Here is an 18,547-nt window from a genome sequence, read left to right as displayed (position 1 = left end):
AGACACGATTATTCAGCTGCTCTTTTATTTTTGTATTTCTACCCGATAACTCTTAGGAGAAAGGAGACGCTATGAAAAAGAAACAACAATTATTGGGGATCGTATTTTTGATTTATAGTATCGTATTTCCATTATTTCAAACGTATGAAGTTTTGGCGAATACGACCGACACTACAAAAACATCATTGCTTCAAACAGATAAAGTAGCTGTCGCCTATTCACTTAACGAAGTATCTAATCAGCAAAATTTAAATTTATCGATTTCTTATGATACGAAATCTGCAACAACGAAAGACAAAGTAAAATTCCGTTTTACGACAGCTGATAATCAAATACTTTCATTTGAACAAAAATCAGGATGGATAAAGGATACAAGCAACAATACAGAATGGTATGTCCAAGATCAATTTAAACAGACGACCAATGAAACATTGACGCTACCTTTACCAACATCGATCAACCAACTTAAAATCGAGATTCAATTAGACGAAGAAACAACAGAAAACACGCCAGCTACAGTGAAGAACAATATCTTAGAGGTCAAACAACAAGGACCCTATACGATTACGATTCCAACTGTAACGGCAACATCAAGTAGTCAAGCTACGACACCAAGTACAACGAGTAGTCAAGCGTTGACATCGAGTACAACGGTATCAAGTACGACTAGTGATCCAGCTACGACATCAAGTAAGGCAAATAGTCAAACAACTACGCCAAGTACGACTACAAGTAGTACAACAACAAGCACAACGAAGTCATCTGAAACAAGTAAAACGACAACAGCTGCTGAGTCGACAACAAGTACGACACAAGCAAGCACACCCGCGATTGCAGCTAGAACTTTTATGGCCGCTGAGACACAAAGTGCTAGCGACATAAATACAGATTATTATATCCAAGATGATCAAGGGATTTATCCTAAAAATGGAACAAACAAATATCTTGGTTCCAAACTTTCAGATTCTATCAAGAATGCTAACTATGGAAGTGATTTTGACACTGGATATCAAGAAGTAACCAATGCAAATGGGACGAAGACTTTGTTCAAGAAAACAATCGCACCTACAGGAAATGATGGAGAGTTTTCAGTCCAACTGGATATGCTAGGACAGACACTTACAACGAAGCCCAAGTTGGATGTAGTGATAGTTTTAGATAAATCGGGAAGTATGGGATATTCGAGTTATTATACGACTACTGCAAAGTGGAATAAGATCATAAGTTCGGTTACTAATTTTACCAATTCTTTTCTGGATGAGAGCAACTCAAATAATAGATTATCCATTTTATCGTTTCAGTCAAGAAACGCATTACCAACTGTAGATATTGCGAAGTTTACTAATTCATATTTTACCAATAAAAAGTCTGATATTACGAATTCCAATATTTTACAAAAAATACCTGGTAATGATGGGACTCCAACATTTATCGGTGTGGATGCAGGATTAGAAGTTTTAAAATCAGAGGGACGAACAGATGCAACGAAAATTATTATTACTGTGACAGATGGTTTCCCTACACAATTCCCGAATCCAAATAATTATAAAACAACAACATATCAGAATAATCGTACATTAGTTGGTCCAAGGGAACTACAATCTAATTATAAAGTTGGTAATTATCAGTACTCTACTACGAATATTGAGAGTTATAAAATAAGCAATAATTACTATTACAACGGTAATGGTTTTGTAGATCAAGAAGACAACCCATACAACTTGAATACTGGTCTTCAAGAGACGATCAATTATCTTAATACGAAATTAAAAGGAAGTCCTTATGTAGATTATTCTAGATTCGCTATTGAAATAGGTAATCAAAATTCTGATACATTTATGAAGTTATTGGGAAAAGATGGCGTTTTTCGATCGGACGACAATAATATTTCTTCGCTTTTAGCTAAAATCAACAAAAAAGTAAATACGTATGATTCCTTGAATGATGGTAGTTTCGAAGATCCAATAAGTGATAGTTTCGAGTACGTCTCAAATAGTTTTACGCAAAAAACTATTTCGAGAACTTCTGATTTAAAAGTGACTGAAGGAGCAAATAGTACTAATTTTAGTTTAGCGAACAATAAAATCACAGCAACGAATTTGACACTTTCTTCAACTGATCCAAATAAATTTATGGGATATCGCTTAACGTATAAACTGAAGATTAAGGATGGGTTTAAAGATGGTCGTTTCCAACAAGCAAACGGACAAACGACTTTGCGAGATTCAGCGGATACAATAGCAGCTGATTATATCGTCCCTTCAGCGCGTTACCAAACGCGAACGATTACGGCTAGTTCCGTGGATGGCAATAAGGCTGCTGTCAATGGTGCCACGTATGTACTAGAGCGTAAGAAAGCTGATGGAACATGGGAAGTTATTGAAACGAAAACTGCTTCTAGTAGTACGAATACGGTAACTTTTACTACAGTTGCTGCTAGAGATACATCAGGAAATATATTCACTTATCGTGTAACGCAAAACAAGGTAGGCAATTATGCTATGCCAGAAAAGCAAACGGTGATTCAACCAAAAGATTGGCTTTCGGATAAACAAAATCTAACATTTGAAAATCCAGCACTCAAAGCAGAGATTGCTTTTACTAAGGTAAACGAGCTACAGACACCAATGGCTGGAGTAAGCTTTACACTTTCTGGTAATGGAATTACTGCAATCACCAAAGAGACTGATAAAGATGGAAAGATTTCATTTGGTAGTTATCCAGTTGGAAAATATACATTAAAAGAAACGAAAACCAATGCTGGTTATCAACTACCAGCTGAAAAGACGATTGAAATCGTGGAAGAAAATGGTACGGCTAAAGCAAAACTAGAGGGACAGTCTTTAGCTAAGATTCAAAATACTTTACTTGCGACTAATTTAGTTTTTGAAACGTTCGATTATAACGATAAAAAAACGCCGTTAGATGGCAAGTATACAGTTACAGAAAAAGATAGTGGTGGTAAGACAGTTACGGATCTAAGTAACTTGATGCCAGGACGCTATCAGTTCAATCAAACGCAAACAAGTACGGCGTATCAACTTCTAAAAGACACGATCTATTTTGAGCTCACTAAAGATGGTCAGATAAGAGAAATCGATCAATCTAGTAATCCCGTTACTACTAAAAATTCTCAAGTAACATTTACGTACACATTAGCTACTGACGGTAAAACTAAAAATCAGTTGAAAGTCACAGTCTTGAACTTGAAAAAAGGACAGTTACCTGAAACGGGTGGCTTCGGACATTTCTTTACAAATCGTCTAGCGGTGATCTTTGCTAGTCTAGGCTTACTGGTCGCATTACTTTATGTAGGCTTGCAAGTGAGGGGGCGTAAGCGATGAAAAAACGATATATCAGTTTACTTGTACCGTTATTCATGTTGACTATATATATGTCGCAGCCCGTTCAGGCAAGTACCTATGATCAAGTTACTGTGAACGTGCATAAGCAATTGTTTACAAGTCAACCAGAAGCTAAAGAACAAGATGGTCAGCTAGGATTTTCAATGACTGGAACACCTGAGGCAAACGATTCGTTTACTGTCTATGATGCTACGCCTATTTATCAAGATGCACAGAAGCGGTCTGACTTTGATGCAAAGACGTGGATCAAATCATTTGCACAAATGGATGACAAAGAAATTCAAGCGCTAGATTTGAAACGTGTGACGCAGGTCAAAACCAATGATCTAGGGATCGCTTCAGTCACCTTGCCGGTAGTTAAACAAGCTGCATATCTATTTGTGGAAGAAACGAGCGAGCAAGTGACAGAACCTACTGCACCTGTGATGTTGATTTTACCATTTTATGAACCAAGAACTGGACAGGAATTACAAACGGTCCAGCTTTATCTAAAAAATACACAACCGGCTTTGGAAATCAAAGAACCAATCGAAACATTGCCAACGACTACTTCACCTTCAGTGGAAACTGAAACGAGTGAGAGTCCTTGGTACACCTTACCAAACACGGGGAGCACCAAAACAAAAGTTTCACTTATCGGAATAGGGATACTCCTTCTGGCAACGGGATTTATTTATTTACAACATAAAAAAAACAAACAAAAACAATAGGTTTTAATTGGAGGAAGAAACATGAAAAAACAAGCATTTGGAATTATTACAACAGCAATGTTGATCTTGCCATTAGTAGCAGGAACATTGGATGTACAAGCAGACGAAGTCAATACTAAAGCACAAACAACTGATGGAACAGTAACTGTCGATAAAAGCACAGCTAGAAACTTTACTAGACCTGTAAATATTCAATTACATGCATTAAAATATAATAATGCAACATATAATGCTGAACAAAAACAACAAAATAATGGTGTTGATGCAATTAAAGGTGAAAGTACACCTGTTTCAAAAGTTGCATTTGATATTTATGATATTTCAGAATACTACAATAATGGCCAAAGAAGTCAAGAAGAGTTAATGGCACTGTACAATCAATATAAAGGCGCCTATCCAGAAAAATTAAATGATTTAAAAATGGATGATAAGAGTGTAGAAACTGATGAAGATGGATTAGCTACGATTGCAAATTTACCAGTAACTAAAGATGGAAAATTCACTGCATATCTTATTTTACAAAGTGGGCATGCAAATGGTGTCTATGGTGATGCTGCACCGATGATCGTAACAATGCCTGACTTGAAACCAAATTCAACTACTGAATATTTTGGTCAAACAACTAACGATACTAACGATACTATCAATCTGTATCCTAAATTTTTAACATCTGGAAAAATTGCTGAGCCAACTAATCCAACAAATCCAAGTGATCCGACTAATCCAAATCAACCTACAGCTGGAAACACAGATCCAAAAGATCCAAGTAACCCTCACAACTATGATAAAGATGGAAAACAAATTGATCTATCCGTTGATTACAATGAAAAAATAAACTTTGGTTTTGATGTAACTGTACCAGATCGTACTAAATTCAATTCAAATGATCCATTTACAATTACAGTGGATGCTCCTAAATTGACTATTGATGATAAAACTGTAGTTATCACTTATAAAGATAAAGAAGGAACTTTACACACAGTAAAACAAGATTCAAACAGTTTTGATGCTAAATTCGAAAATGGAAAATTAGTTATCAAAATTACGGATCAATCTTTAGCAAATCAAGATATCACGATTTCATATAGTGCAACTGTTCCAAGTGGTGCAAATCCAAATGAAAAATTAACGAGTAAAGTAACTCTAGATAATAAAGTTACCGATAATGAAGGTAACCCAATCACTTATGACTTAAAAAATGTCTATACTGGTGGGAATAACTTCCAAGTAGTAGATGCTTCAAATGACAATATTAAAGTAAATGGTGGATCGTTCTACTTACAAAAAACAGTTGATGGTTCAACAAAATACGCTAAATTAGATGGTCAAAACTTTACAGGATGGACAGCGAATAAAAATGAAGCTACTATTATCAAATTGACAGATAATCAATCAGTATTTGCTATTAAAGGGCTTAAAGATGGATCAAACTATGAAGTAATCCAAACAGCTGCAAATAAAGACTATGTGAATCCAAACGCTTTAGTAAATAAATTCAATGTTTCTGGATTAATTACGCCAACATACAATGATGGAACTCCAGAATTGATTCATAACGTGAAAAAAGGAATCTTGCCTTCAACTGGTGGTACAGGGATCGCATTGTTCTTAACAGTAGGTACATTATTGATGGGTGGATCATACTTATGGTTCCGTCGCTCTAAAGATTCAGCAGAAGTTTAATTTATTTAAAAAGAGCAGAAATTTCTGCTCTTTTTTTCTTTACTATCCATGAGTATAATCAGTTAAGATGAAAGGAGTGTGGAAAGCCTGAAGAATAGATGGTCAAAAGAAGAAAAAATGAATGTTTCGTTGAAATTACTGATGGCTGTTTTGTTTTTTATGGGGGCATTGATTTTTATGTATCCCTTTGTCGTCGATGCAATCAATAACTATGCTGATCAAAAGCGGATCGCGTATTATTTGGACGAATCAAATAAAGAAAACCAAACAAAGATCAAAGCCGAAGCTAAAGAACGTGAAAAAACCAATGAAGCCTTAAAAACAAAGATAAGTGTACCTGGAGTCGGTGAAGTCGAAGACCCCTTTGATCATGTGAATGAGTCAATTGGGAACGTTTCTGACGGTTATTATAAAGAGCATCATATTGGAGCGATCTTTATCCCAGCGATCGAAGTCAGTCTTCCGGTGTTTGATACGACGACCGATGCATTGTTGCAACAAGGTGCGACTGTCTTACAAGGTTCGTCTTTTCCTATTGGTGGCAAGGGGACACACTCTGTTTTGACTGGTCACACAGGACTTCCAGATAAGACGTTATTTACAGACTTGACGTCATTAAAAAAAGGAGACATGGTCTATTTACATATTTTAGATAAAAAACTGGCGTATAAAATCGATCAGTTTAAAGTCGTAAAACCGGATCAGCTAGATGATTTAACGATCGAACCAAATGAGGATCTGATCACACTCGTCACATGTACGCCTTATATGGTGAATACCGATCGCTTGCTTGTACGTGCCAAACGCGTGCCGTATGTTGCCGATCAAGCCGATCAAGCAATCAAAAAGACACAAAATTACCAACGAGATCGTCTGTATGTCATGATCGGCGTAGTTGTACTGATCTTGGTGGTGTTTGGTTATTATGTCGGACGAAAAGTACGCTTGATCTTAGCAGGTAAAAAATCATATGTCATCGACTTTTATTTAGCAGATGAAAACGGCCCCGTCTTAGACCAAGCGGTGACCTTGATGAAACGTAATGGACGCAAATCTTATCTTGTACATGGGCAACAACAAACTGTCACAAGTGATCAAAAGGGACGAGTGTATTTTGATCATGTACCTGGAAATTATTATCGCTTACGTGTCGAGGAATCGACAGTGACGTGGCCGATCATCAAAGTTCGACTTAAAAAATTGAACGACAAACAATTGGTCGTAACCACAAAAGATTTACAACAACAAGAGAAACAGCGTAAAAGAAATAAGGAGGAATCACCATCGCACGTAATCATTCGACCAAAAACAAGAAAGTAAAACCTTTTAAACGCTTGATGCAACGTGTGATCGTTGTATTGATCTTTTTTACTGGTGCGTTATTCTTTTTGTACCCTTTTTACATCAATGCGTTGAATCATTTTATCGATGAACAACGTATGGAACATTTGCAAAAAACGACAGAGATCGAAAGCAAGCAGAAACAAGCGGAATTTGCTAAAAAAAATGCCGAGATCGCAAAAACAGGGTTAGCTCCAAATGGTGTGGATTTTGAACCAGTTGGTGTGACTAGTGATATCAAAGAATTGTATGAAAAGCACTCGATCGGATCGATCAGTATCCCAAGTATCAAGGTCAATATCCCATTATTTGATACGACGACAGCTGAATTGTTGCAGATCGGAGCAACCGTCGTACCAGGTACTTCTTATCCGACTGGTGGAGAGGGAACGCATTCGGTGATTGCGGCACATAGTGGGATCCCAGATCGTGAGTTGTTTACCGATCTAGAAAAGGTCAAGATCGGGGATCAGTTTGTACTGACCGTTTTAGATGAAAAACTAGCCTATGAAGTCGATAAGATCATAGTCGTGAAACCAGAAGAGACCGATAGTCTTCAAATCGAACCGGGCCGAGATATCGTTACGTTGATCACTTGTACGCCGTATATGGTCAATACAGATCGCTTGTTAGTTACGGGACATCGCGTGCCATATACAGAAAAATTAAAAGAATCGATTACCAAAAGCAATCAAGATCAAAATATCAAGCAACTGTTGATTATTGCCGGTTCGATCGTCGTCGTCGTTATCGGGATCGGGTTGCTTTACCGTGCATGGTATTTCTTTATGTTACGTAAACGAAAAATGGATCTAGCACTTAAAGTAATCGATCAAGACAAAAATCCAGTTGAAGGTCTTGAACTTACATTGTTTGACCGTAAAGGAAAAAAACAACAAAAACGAAATAAAGAACCCTTTATATTAAAAACTAATGAGAAGGGTGAAGTTTGTTTTGAACAAATCCCACGTGATCGTTATACTATTTTTCTTGTGAAACATAACGATGTATCGAAAGTTTCAATAGCAGGAATCAAGACATTGCATCAAAAAAATATTCGAAATTATTGGAAGAAAAGTCCATATACTCTAGAAATCAAAGAAAATCAATTGATTATTACTTACAAAAAATAACAAAGACCTTACATGTTGAGCATGTAAGGTCTTTGTTTTACCTGAAATTATGCGAATTCACATATTCACAAACTATTGTATTTAAATAATGAGTGTTTTAGAATCTGAGTAAAGCATTCAAAGGAGGAAGTAAGGATGATGAAATTTATCGAACCATTTATTGACGTAAAATTACAACTAGCGCAATATCTATATATCAACCGTGGTCAGTTGGATCAAAAGCGACTTTGCGAAGAATTAGAGATCTCACCATCTACATTTAAGCGCACGTTAGCTGAAGTTGAAGAATTGTACAAAGAGTTTTACTATAATGGAAGTTTTTATAATAGTCATTCACTTGTACGAATCGTCAAACGATATGTCAATGATTCCTCTCGTCTGTCTTTATTGAAGCTCTTGATTTTATATCCTGGTGAAGGAGCAGACTTTTATAAACAACATTTACTTTTATCTGATGCAACCTTCAGTCGGACGATCCAGCAATTAAAAAAAATACTAGTACCATATAATATTCAAATCAAAGTGTCCTCAGGTTACTGGATAAACGCCAATAATAAAATCGAGTGGGTCATGTTTGCGACGCATGTTGCAAGCACTTACTTTTGGGATCAAAATGAATTAAGACAGATAATTATTGATTACGGCGGAGAGTCATTCTTAGAAAACGAAAGTGCAGCAGAACTCGAACGATTTTCTTTTGCGGATCATCCATTTGTGCATATTTTTTACACGAATATCTATTATTTTTCATTGATTTATCAATATCAAAAAAATCAACGAGCGAAACCAGAAATAGCCATTGACCATACGAGTGCATTGGTCCATTTAAAAGAGGCGACAGAAGAAGTACGTAGAAAATACCACGCTCGAATTGCCCATACGATCCATACAGTACTGTATGAATCATTAGATCCGACAAAACGCGAGCGATTGATCGATTTGCTTTTAGCAGTTGCTTTTCAATGGGAATTGTTTCCGTATGATGTGGACGTGGTTGATTTGCGTCAAGATTATTTTGTACGTAAGATGACTTATCTGCATCCTAAACGAGAACAAATATTGACTGAGTTTATCGATCGTATGACGCATTTAGTCCACGTACCATTTACCGGACGTCGGACTAGTCTGATGTATCTGTTGATTTCTGAAAATATTTTTACATTTGAGAAGCGAGAAGCGTTTACGGTGTTTGTGTATTCCTCTCTTGGGAAGAATCATCGCTCCTTCTTACTAGAACATCTAGAACCCTTACGCAACTTTTATCCCGAACCTTTTCAAATCGTAGAAATCCAAAAACCAGAAGAGGTCTTATCAGATAAACAAGCGATCGTTTTGACGAATCAGGCTTTTGATTCTATCCCTAGTGCTAACCAATACATTGTGAGTGACTATCTAACGACGCGTGATTTTTTACAATTTAGCGTCTGGCTTAAAGAGCGTACGAGTCATACTTTGGATAATGTACTGTAATTATTTCTTTTTCAAGGGGCTCGCAAGTCGTTAAATTATAAAAAAAATAACATAAATCATCAAAAATGACTAACTCCACGTCATTTTTGATGATTTTTTTAATTACGCTAGTCATTTAACTTTATTTTTCACTAAAACGTTGAAGCAGCCCGTTTTCATTTTACTACCATAGTTTGTGAAAAAAGCAAATTTTTCTTCACTAATAACAAAAAATAAGCATAAAAATCGAATAGTTGTGTACAACTGAACAGAAATCCGTATAATCATTTTCGAAATAACGTTTGTCTGAATATAACTATAGGTTAGTTACGATGGTTATTTAATAAAAGGGAGAGGGAGAGATGCAAAGACAAGCACGAATCTGTTTAACACTATTGTTTGGACTATTATGTGGTTTGATTTGTCTGAGTATTTCCCATACAGTAGTTGCTCAAACGCAAGAAAAGATCGTTGAGACCGATAATATCAAGCTGAGCTATCAGCAGCTTGAAGATAACGCATCCACGGTCACAATACATTTTACTGTAAAAGAGACACTTCGAGATCCCATCGTTGGCATAGAGTTGATCGACGTTGATCTCCAAAAATTTAAACCAATCAAAAATGAACAAATCGTCGATAGTACAAATGAACAAATCAAATTTAAACCGACAACAAATCAATCAGAGTATCAAATCAGTTTCGAGCAAGTTAGCCCGAGTGATTCGTTATCATTTTCTATACGTATATTTACGCAAAAAGAAAATGAAAATCAAAAAGAACTACCATTAGATACACTTGAATTACCGCTAGATACAATACTAAATCAAAAAGAAACTGTTTCAACTGAAGTTGCTACTAGAGAAAGTAGTACAACTCAATCAAATGAAGAACCAAAACCGAGTACAACGAGTATAGAAGAAACAGAATCGTCAACGACACAAACAATAGATACAAAGATACAAACATCTGAACAATCGACGGACGAGGCGACTGAAAGTGTACCTCAGATCGCACGTACGCTAAGCACACCGCTTCGTGCATCGATTACGAATAACTACACACAAAAATACGATAATCAGAATGAGTCATCTTACGTCAACAACTATGATTTCATCAATAACAGTGGATTATTTTCATTGACTACGAATACATTTGATACGAACTATCAAACGATCGATACCGAAAGAAATAATCTTGTACGAAAAATCGTTCGACCGACAGAAGAACAAAATACATTTGAAGTGCAACTAGATGTGATCGGTAAACAACTAAAAACACAAAAGAATCTTGATGTGGTCATTGTATTGGATCAATCAGGAAGTATGACGAAAAATGAGAAGTGGACCAAATCGACCCAAGCAATCAAAGATTTTTCAACCTCTCTACTAGCCTCAAATAGCAACAATCGTTTAGGTATTGTTACCTTTGGTTCGAAAGCTGGAAATATTTATGCCAAATTCAACAACATGGGAAACAGAAGGGATGTTCATTATTTTACGAATACGCCTGATGCAATCGAAAAAAATTTGACTAAGCCAGATGGCAGTAGCGGGACACCGACATTTTTCGGACTAGAGGCCGGAGTGTATTTACTTAATGAGCTGAATACCCGAGTAGATTCTCAAAAAGTGCTCATTTGTCTGACGGATGGAGAGCCTTCATATTGGTTAACCGATGCAACATACAAATCGTTTGCTAGTAAGTTAGCAAATAAAACAGTAACTGAGTCTACTGGTGAATATACGATGAAAATTTCAGGTAATAAATCTTTAGCAGGAGATGGCTATAGCTATCAAGAAAGTAACGATAAAAAAATTCTTGGTAAAGATAACTATACTTCGGGAATTCAAAAAACGACGGAGTTTATTACTAATTTATACGCTAAAACACCTTCGATCTCTAAGTTTGCCATCAATTTAATAAATACGGTGGATCCAGTCAAACAAAAAGAACTAACAGAATTGCAAACCGAATATACACAGTTTAAAACGACTGAACCTAAATATTACAACTATTTTTTAAGATACGAATGGTTTTTTATTTTTAGAGTACCGATTTATGATACACAAAAATATCAACAAGATTTAAAGGCATGGAATGAGAAAAACCAAGCGTATCAAACAAAGATTGCCGAGTTAGATGCTGATGTAAACAGCAATGCACAGAGTTCTTTGACTAAAGATCAATTGATTAGCGTGACAAAATTTTTAAATGTGCTTGCTCCAAATGGATTGGTCCAAGCGGATCCTCAAACTATGAATGATTTAGTCAATAAGCTAAATGAAAAATTGATTGCACTGAGAAGTACTATTTTCAATGCACAAGTAGCTGAGAAAATCAGTGATCAAGTCGTTTTGATACCAGAAAGTATTTCTGAAGAAAGACTAGTAGTTGCAAACAATCAAGTCCAAGTAACTGAAAAATTAACTGGAACTCAAGATAGGATTCAAGATAATCAACAAAAAATTGTGATCGACAATCTGACTTTAGGTGGATCCGACACGACGCGCGAAGGGTATCGTTTGCGCTACCAAGTAAGATTAAAACCTGAATCGATGGATTGGGCTTTTAAAACAACGAGTACGACAACGATCACAAATCAAAATCAAGTATTTGACAATGTTAAAAATCCACAGATCCGCAATCAAATGCGAAGGATCACCATCGATAAACTTTGGGATACAACACGTAAACAGTCTTCAGAAACACTCGATTACCATGACTATCAATTATTTGCCAATGATCAACTGATAACCAATGAGTCACTCAATGAAACGATCGATGGAATCTTATTGCCAAATAAAATAGAAACCGCTGACGTTATACGTTACAAAAACCTGCCTATGCGTGATCAAAAGGGTCAATTGATCAAGTACCGAGTAAATCATGTTTATCGAAAAATAAACGATCAGTATGGCGATTACAAAGTAAACTTGAGTGCGACGGATTTTAATAATGATTTTGGAACAGCACTTTATCCTGAAAATCAGGCGAGTGCACAATATACATTAAAAACTACTGATTTTTCATTTATCAAAATGGATCAAAATAATCCGTTAAAAAATGTTGAGTTTTCGCTACGTTCAAACTCAGAAGAAGTCAAACGTACATCAGACAAAGATGGAAATGTACAATTTACTGGACTTACCAAAGGAGAGTATACATTAGTCGAAAAGACTCCTTTAGGATACCAAAAGATTGCCGATCAAATAGTGAAAGTCACCGATCTAACAGATGAACAAGTAAAGATCGATACTGATGCAACACAAATCAAAGATGGGAAATTACTAAACAAGCTCAAACCATTCGTGTTGACGATTGAAACTTGGAACACACAGAAAAATAAAGAGCTGACAAAGGATACAACCTATAAAGTAATGAAAGATCAAGTCGAAATCAAACCAAATGCTGATGGAACGTACAATTTGGTTCCAGGACAATATGAGTTGACACAAATCAAGACGCATGCGGACTATGTTTTAGCATCAAAGCTTCCATTTGAGATCAGTCAAGAGAATCAACTACGAATTAACGAATCATTAAATACGATTTTTTCTGGAACATTGACGCTCACATCAAAAGATGGTGCAAATCGCTTAGATCTAAAAGTACTGAATATGAAAAAAGGACAGCTACCTGAAACTGGTGGTAGCGGCCACCGATTTACAACGATCCTTTCATTGTTATTGATTACCTGTGCAAGTATGATGGCCTTGGCTTTAGGACTACAGCATATACGGGGAGGGAAATAGATGAAGTATTTATTTTGCATCTTCGCTTGCATCAGTTCTTATTTCTTCTCGGCAACAGTCCTTGCACAAGAAGAGACAACGTTAGTCTTACATGCGATGGGTGAGTCTACGTTAGACGAACAACGTCTGATCACGCAGTACCGAGTGTATGATATTACCGATAATGTAAAAAGCAATCGACAATATGATCAAGATCGTCATGAATACCTTAAAAATTGGGCAAAGAAAAAAGGAACGGAAGTTGAAAAATGGATCCAACAGCAACAAATCCTTGAGATCCCTTTATCACCTCAACAAACTTTTTTATTAAATACCGACGAAGCGTTTCATGCCTATCTAGTTTTGAAAAAAAGTCAGAATGACGAACAAGCGCATCCAATCGTATTTACAACGCCCTTAGTCGATGCAAAAACTGGTACGGTATTAAATCAAATTACACTTTTTCTAAAACCTGAGTTACCTGCAAGTGTGGAAACGGACTTTCAACATCCACCACCAGATAGTGCAAATAAAATAAATACTTTTAAACGACTACCGAGCACCAATGAAGCAAAAGGGACTATAGCCTTTATTGGCGCGATTTTATTGATGCTAGGTAGTGTGTTGTATATCCGAAAAAAGGCAGTAAGGAATTAAAAAATAGAATAAAACATTTATGGAGGAAGAAAAATGAAAAAAAGAATCTTGGGGATTTTAGCAATCGCGTTTATGGTGATTCCATTATTGTTAAGTGGATTGTCTGTAAAAGCAGAAGAAACAGAAATCGCGCGAGGATCGTATGTTGATAAGTCAGTTAATTTGACCATCCATGCATTACAATATGATCAAACAGATGAAGATGGCGATGTAAACAATGGAAAAGGTCAACACGCCATTCCAAATCAACAAAATACCGGTAGTGAGATGCGAGTAGGCGAGAAAGGTGATTTCACTGGAACACCAATTTCAGGAGTTACGTTTGATATTTATGATATTACAGACTTTTATAAAGAAGGAAACAATGGTGTTACAGCCAGTGATATCCAACGTGCTGTATATTACAAAAAAGTTTTAACGGGAACAAAAGGTAGCTTAGTTTACAATCAGGATAATTTGAAAGAAACAACAGTTAAAACGGATGGTGATGGGAAAGTTCAGACTGAAAACACATTACCAGTAGTAGAAAAAGAAAAAAATCTTTTCACCGCTTACTTGATCGTACAAAGAGATTCAGGAAAAGATACACTAAATAAAGCGTATCCGATGGTCGTGACGTTACCCGTTTTTGAACGCGATTCTAAAACTGGAGAGAATACAAGTGGTGGTGAATTATTAACGAATATCCATTTATATCCTAAAATGGAAAAAGGAAGTATCTTCGCAGAACCAACAGATCCAAAGGCACCAACAGATCCTAATGATCCGAATGATCCTAAATATCCTGTAGATCCTACAGATCCGAATAATCCAGAAAATCCAGTTAACGATCCAGACTATGTAGGAAATAAAGGAGTACGTCAATCGGTCGACTACAATCAAACCATTACGTATGGATTTAACTTGACGATCCCAAGAGGAACGTTGACAAATCCAGGAGGAGATGACTATAAAATTAGCTTTAATTCAACTGATACAAAAGTTGACTACAGTGGACATTTAAATGATAAACAAATCAAATTATATACAAAAGATGGCGAAGTTCCATCTGCTCTATATAAAGCCACTAATGATTCGATTACTTTTCGCAAAAGTAGCACACCTACAGATACTTTAGAAGGAAAAGTGATTAGAGTACTTTTTACTACGAGTTTGAAAGATACGACACCACTTGATACAGATATTCCATTAAAAGTAAGTGGAACGACTAAAGACGGTGTACCTGTTTCTTTTGACTTAAAATCAGTTTACACTGGTGGGTCTCACTTTAAAGTGATCGATTCAAATGCAGATAATAAAACGACTATTTTAACGCAATTTATTACAAATAGTAGATTTTATATTACGAAAACAGAAAAAGGAAAACAATATTTTGCAGAAGTAACACCTGGAGAAGAACAAGTTGATACGACCAAAACTGAAACTGATGATGCGAAGAAGCAAGAAGAATTCGTGAATTCTAAGCGAACTAAATCATTTAAATTCGATAAATGGACAGAAATAACAGAAGATAACAATCCTTCAAAGAATCCTAGTACGACTAATACTTTTATGGATTTTGCGGTTAAAGATGAGGACATTACTGGGGACAATAAACGCGTAAGTACGACATTTTTAGTTGAAGGCTTGAAAGATACTGGAAATAGTGAGAATGGAACAAAATATCAAGTTCAACAGGTCAAATCACATGATTTATATGTCAATCCAAAAGCGAAAGTGTTAGACTTTACCGTTGATGGTGGATCAGTTAAAGAGATGCAAGCTAATAATACAACAACTTTTGCTGCCACAGAAGATCTTGAAAAATACAATGCTATCAAAAACGTGAAAAAAGGATTCTTGCCGTCTACTGGTGGTACAGGGATCTTAGTCTTCTTAGTAGTCGGGATTGCTTTGATGGGCGGATCATATATCTGGTTCAAACGTTCAAAAGATTCAGCTGAAGTTTAATCCATAAAAAAAGAACAATCCTTTTATAAAGGGATTGTTCTTTTTTGCTTATCTTGAATGTCCTACGATCGCATTGCCGCTATATCCGAAACCGACACGTGTGATATTAGGGTTTAATTCCCAATCACGGTGACCAGTACCGCTCGCTGTGATCATATTTGTTTCATAATACCATGCATTGATTACAGGAATTCCTGGTGCAAAGTAAAAGGCTATGACTTCGTCCGCGCGACGCCAGTGGTCGTTTGGAATATTGTAGCCATTATTTGCCATCGTGTATGCACGTGCAGTCGCAGTAGCTGCTAGATCAGCATCCCAAACAACTGGATTCAATCCTTTTGATACGCGAAGGTCATTTAAGGCATTTAAAGTCGCATCACTTGATACAACGGTATTTGTTGGTGTGTTTGTATTCGTATTTGTATCGATTACTACGGGTTTATCTTCACTAGGTGTAGATGGTGTTACGACCACAGTAGTTTCTTCTTTTGGAGTTGTCGTAGTTGTACCGACCACAGTTAGTTTTTGTCCAACGAAAATCATATTCACGTTACTTAGATTGTTCCAAGAAACGATATCGTCGACAGAGACACCATTTTTATCTGCAATCGTGCCAATTGTTTCACCTGATTGAACCGTATAAATTCCGTTAACTGCCACATTTTCTTGCTTAGGTGTTTCAACGGGAGCTGGTGTTTCAACAGCAGGTGTTTCCACAGGAGCTGGTGTTTCAACAGCTGGAGTTTCAACAGGAGCTGGAGTTTCAGCAACCGGAGTTTCAGCAACCGGAGTTTCAACAGCCGGAGTTTCAGCAACCGGAGTTTCAGCAACCGGAGTTTCAACAGCCGGAGTTTCAGCAACCGGAGTTTCAACAGCCGGAGTTTCAACAGCCGGAGTTTCAACAGCCGGAGTTTCAACAGCCGGAGTTTCAACAGGAGCTGGAGTTTCCGCAACAGGTGTTTCAACAGGAGTTGGGGTTTCTGCATTTTGTTCGATCGTTAATGTTTGACCAATAAAAATCAAATGAACGTTTGCCAATTTATTCCATTGACCGATTTCATTGACACTAACGTTGAAACGATCTGCGATAGCACTAACCGTATCACCGGCTTGTACAGTATAAGAAATTTTTGTTTTTGCGGTTTCAGTAGGTGTACTCGTTTCAATCGTTTGTTGTGTCGTAGTACCCACTACTAGCTTTTGGCCCACAATGATTAAATTTTGATTTTGAATTGAATTTTGTTCAACTAGTGACGCGACAGTGGTGCTATAGGTTTGAGCAAGGTCACTTAGTGTATCACCTGCTTGAACCGTATGTGTCAGGGTTTGAGTCGTAGCTGTCTGATTGGCATCAGTTGTTTCGTCAGCACGGACAGTTTGATTCTCTAATGCGACGGTAATCCCGCCAAGTGTCGTAGCAGCCATTGTAGCAATCAATTGTTTTTTCATACCTGGTTTATCACTCCTTAAGTCAAGCTTTATAAGTTTTAAGATTTCTTAATCTTCACTCATTATAAGCCGAATTTATGGAATTTGCTAAAAAAAAATCCATTTGACTTTTATTTGTAACATTTCTAGCAAAAATGCAACGAACATTTTCGTAAGATATGACACAATTTAACCATAAAATGACAAAAAGACTTACTTTTGATATTTTTGCTCTAAAATACGTTGATATTCCTGTGTCATACCAAAGTAACTTAGGCGAAAGGCATTTTCTTTTTTGGGGTCTAGAGTAAACGGAAGTGTACGGCTAATTTTTCTGGTAATTGTTGTTGAAAGGAGATTCAAATATTCAAGTAGATTGTTTGGTTGCGGAATCGTATGGCTAGATAAACTTTGGATTGGTGTAAAGAGCAAATGACAATGGATCGCGCGGGTGATTTGCTGTTCTAATGAAGGAATTTGTTTGGTGACGTCAACTTGAAGACCATTATCTAAACAGATCCGTGTGTGGTAGCGTTGCTTTTTGAGTTCAGCAATATGTCCTGGATTTAACCAGATCGTCGTTTGATGTTGGATGTTTTCAAGTGGAAATAAACTGAATCGACCATTACTGACGGGAATCGTGTAATTTTTTTTCGTATATGCGCTTAAGTAAAGTTCACGGTAATGATCATAATCTAGATTAAAAGAATGCAGCCAATCGTTGACGATCTCAAAACCTGTTTGATCGATAACTTGGATTTTTTCTTTAAAAAAGACGAAAGTACAAGGATCCTTGGTAGTTGTGAAAGGGATGAGTGCAAGGATCTCTGAGCGAAAATCAAGTGAGGGTGTCAATTCGAGTAATGATAGGCAATGCGTTAAAAAGGTATCCGTTAGTTGAAGTGATGGGTGTGTTTCTTTTAAGACAGCATATGAAAGTGAAAAACTTAGATTTTGATTTTTTGAATAAAGATCGTACATAACTAAAATTCCTCCAGACACATTAAGATGTTATATTTTTTCTGTTATTTAATATTATTAGCATATTTTTTCTGTAAATGGAAGCGGTAACGATAAATTTGATCTAAAATATCGTG

11 protein-coding genes are annotated in these 18,547 nt (G+C 36.5%); 9 read left to right on the top strand and 2 right to left on the bottom strand.

Annotation, left to right across the window (positions count from 1 at the left end; all coding sequences use genetic code 11):
- Positions 1–71: 71 nt before the first annotated feature.
- From QZ413_RS05580 to QZ413_RS05540, 9 genes are all read left to right on the top strand, one after another.
- Positions 72–3,344, top strand: a complete 3,273-nt coding sequence (locus tag QZ413_RS05580; RefSeq protein ID WP_297077350.1) for a VWA domain-containing protein — start codon at positions 72–74, stop codon at positions 3,342–3,344.
- Positions 3,341–4,075, top strand: a complete 735-nt coding sequence (locus tag QZ413_RS05575; RefSeq protein ID WP_297077348.1) for an LPXTG cell wall anchor domain-containing protein — start codon at positions 3,341–3,343, stop codon at positions 4,073–4,075. Before QZ413_RS05580 ends, QZ413_RS05575 begins: the two co-directional genes overlap by 4 nt.
- 21 nt (positions 4,076–4,096) lie before the next feature.
- Positions 4,097–5,758 (top strand): pilin N-terminal domain-containing protein, encoded by a 1,662-nt coding sequence (locus QZ413_RS05570; protein ID WP_297077347.1) that lies wholly within the window; start codon positions 4,097–4,099, stop codon positions 5,756–5,758.
- Between the two features lie 78 nt (positions 5,759–5,836).
- Positions 5,837–7,078, top strand: a complete 1,242-nt coding sequence (locus QZ413_RS05565; protein ID WP_297077345.1) for a class C sortase — start codon at positions 5,837–5,839, stop codon at positions 7,076–7,078.
- Positions 7,079–7,104: 26 nt separating this feature from the next.
- Entirely contained in the window at positions 7,105–8,232 is a 1,128-nt protein-coding gene (locus QZ413_RS05560; RefSeq protein ID WP_297077343.1) for a class C sortase, read from the top strand.
- A gap of 135 nt (positions 8,233–8,367) precedes the next feature.
- On the top strand, positions 8,368–9,702 hold the full coding sequence (locus QZ413_RS05555) for a helix-turn-helix domain-containing protein (RefSeq protein ID WP_297077341.1): 1,335 nt from the start codon (positions 8,368–8,370) through the stop codon (positions 9,700–9,702).
- Between the two features lie 341 nt (positions 9,703–10,043).
- The gene (locus QZ413_RS05550) at positions 10,044–13,436 is read left to right on the top strand and encodes a SpaA isopeptide-forming pilin-related protein (RefSeq protein WP_297077339.1); all 3,393 of its coding nucleotides are present in this window, start codon (positions 10,044–10,046) and stop codon (positions 13,434–13,436) included.
- A complete protein-coding gene (locus tag QZ413_RS05545) occupies positions 13,437–14,072 on the top strand; it encodes an LPXTG cell wall anchor domain-containing protein (RefSeq protein WP_297077337.1) in 636 nt (211 codons plus the stop codon).
- A 33-nt stretch (positions 14,073–14,105) separates the two neighbouring features.
- Positions 14,106–16,022, top strand: a complete 1,917-nt coding sequence (locus QZ413_RS05540) for a pilin N-terminal domain-containing protein (protein ID WP_297077335.1) — start codon at positions 14,106–14,108, stop codon at positions 16,020–16,022.
- Positions 16,023–16,070: 48 nt separating this feature from the next.
- Here QZ413_RS05540 and QZ413_RS05535 read toward each other — a convergent pair whose 3' ends face one another.
- Both QZ413_RS05535 and QZ413_RS05530 read right to left on the bottom strand, forming a co-directional pair.
- Positions 16,071–17,471 carry a LysM peptidoglycan-binding domain-containing protein gene (locus QZ413_RS05535; RefSeq protein ID WP_297077333.1) on the bottom strand — a complete coding sequence of 467 codons (1,401 nt, stop codon included), beginning with the start codon at positions 17,469–17,471 and terminating at the stop codon, positions 16,071–16,073.
- Between the two features lie 192 nt (positions 17,472–17,663).
- On the bottom strand, positions 17,664–18,431 hold the full coding sequence (locus QZ413_RS05530; protein ID WP_297077331.1) for a competence protein ComK: 768 nt from the start codon (positions 18,429–18,431) through the stop codon (positions 17,664–17,666).
- Positions 18,432–18,547: the final 116 nt, after the last annotated feature.

This window comes from uncultured Enterococcus sp., assembly GCF_913775425.1.
Taxonomy (GTDB): Bacteria; Bacillota; Bacilli; order Lactobacillales; family Enterococcaceae; genus Enterococcus_G.
The sequence above is the reverse complement of the archived record's forward strand: the minus strand, read 5'-3'. Positions and strand labels throughout refer to the sequence as shown.

Bases quoted from the DNA above. Each gene is read 5' to 3' on its own strand.
- QZ413_RS05580 (WP_297077350.1), top strand. From the start codon at position 72: ATGAAAAAGAAACAACAATTATTGGGGATCGTATTTTTGATTTATAGT.
- QZ413_RS05575 (WP_297077348.1), top strand. From the start codon at position 3,341: ATGAAAAAACGATATATCAGTTTACTTGTACCGTTATTCATGTTGACT.
- QZ413_RS05570 (WP_297077347.1), top strand. From the start codon at position 4,097: ATGAAAAAACAAGCATTTGGAATTATTACAACAGCAATGTTGATCTTG.
- QZ413_RS05555 (WP_297077341.1), top strand. From the start codon at position 8,368: ATGATGAAATTTATCGAACCATTTATTGACGTAAAATTACAACTAGCG.
- QZ413_RS05550 (WP_297077339.1), top strand. From the start codon at position 10,044: ATGCAAAGACAAGCACGAATCTGTTTAACACTATTGTTTGGACTATTA.
- QZ413_RS05545 (WP_297077337.1), top strand. From the start codon at position 13,437: ATGAAGTATTTATTTTGCATCTTCGCTTGCATCAGTTCTTATTTCTTC.
- QZ413_RS05540 (WP_297077335.1), top strand. From the start codon at position 14,106: ATGAAAAAAAGAATCTTGGGGATTTTAGCAATCGCGTTTATGGTGATT.
- QZ413_RS05535 (WP_297077333.1), bottom strand. From the start codon at position 17,471: ATGAAAAAACAATTGATTGCTACAATGGCTGCTACGACACTTGGCGGG.
- QZ413_RS05530 (WP_297077331.1), bottom strand. From the start codon at position 18,431: ATGTACGATCTTTATTCAAAAAATCAAAATCTAAGTTTTTCACTTTCA.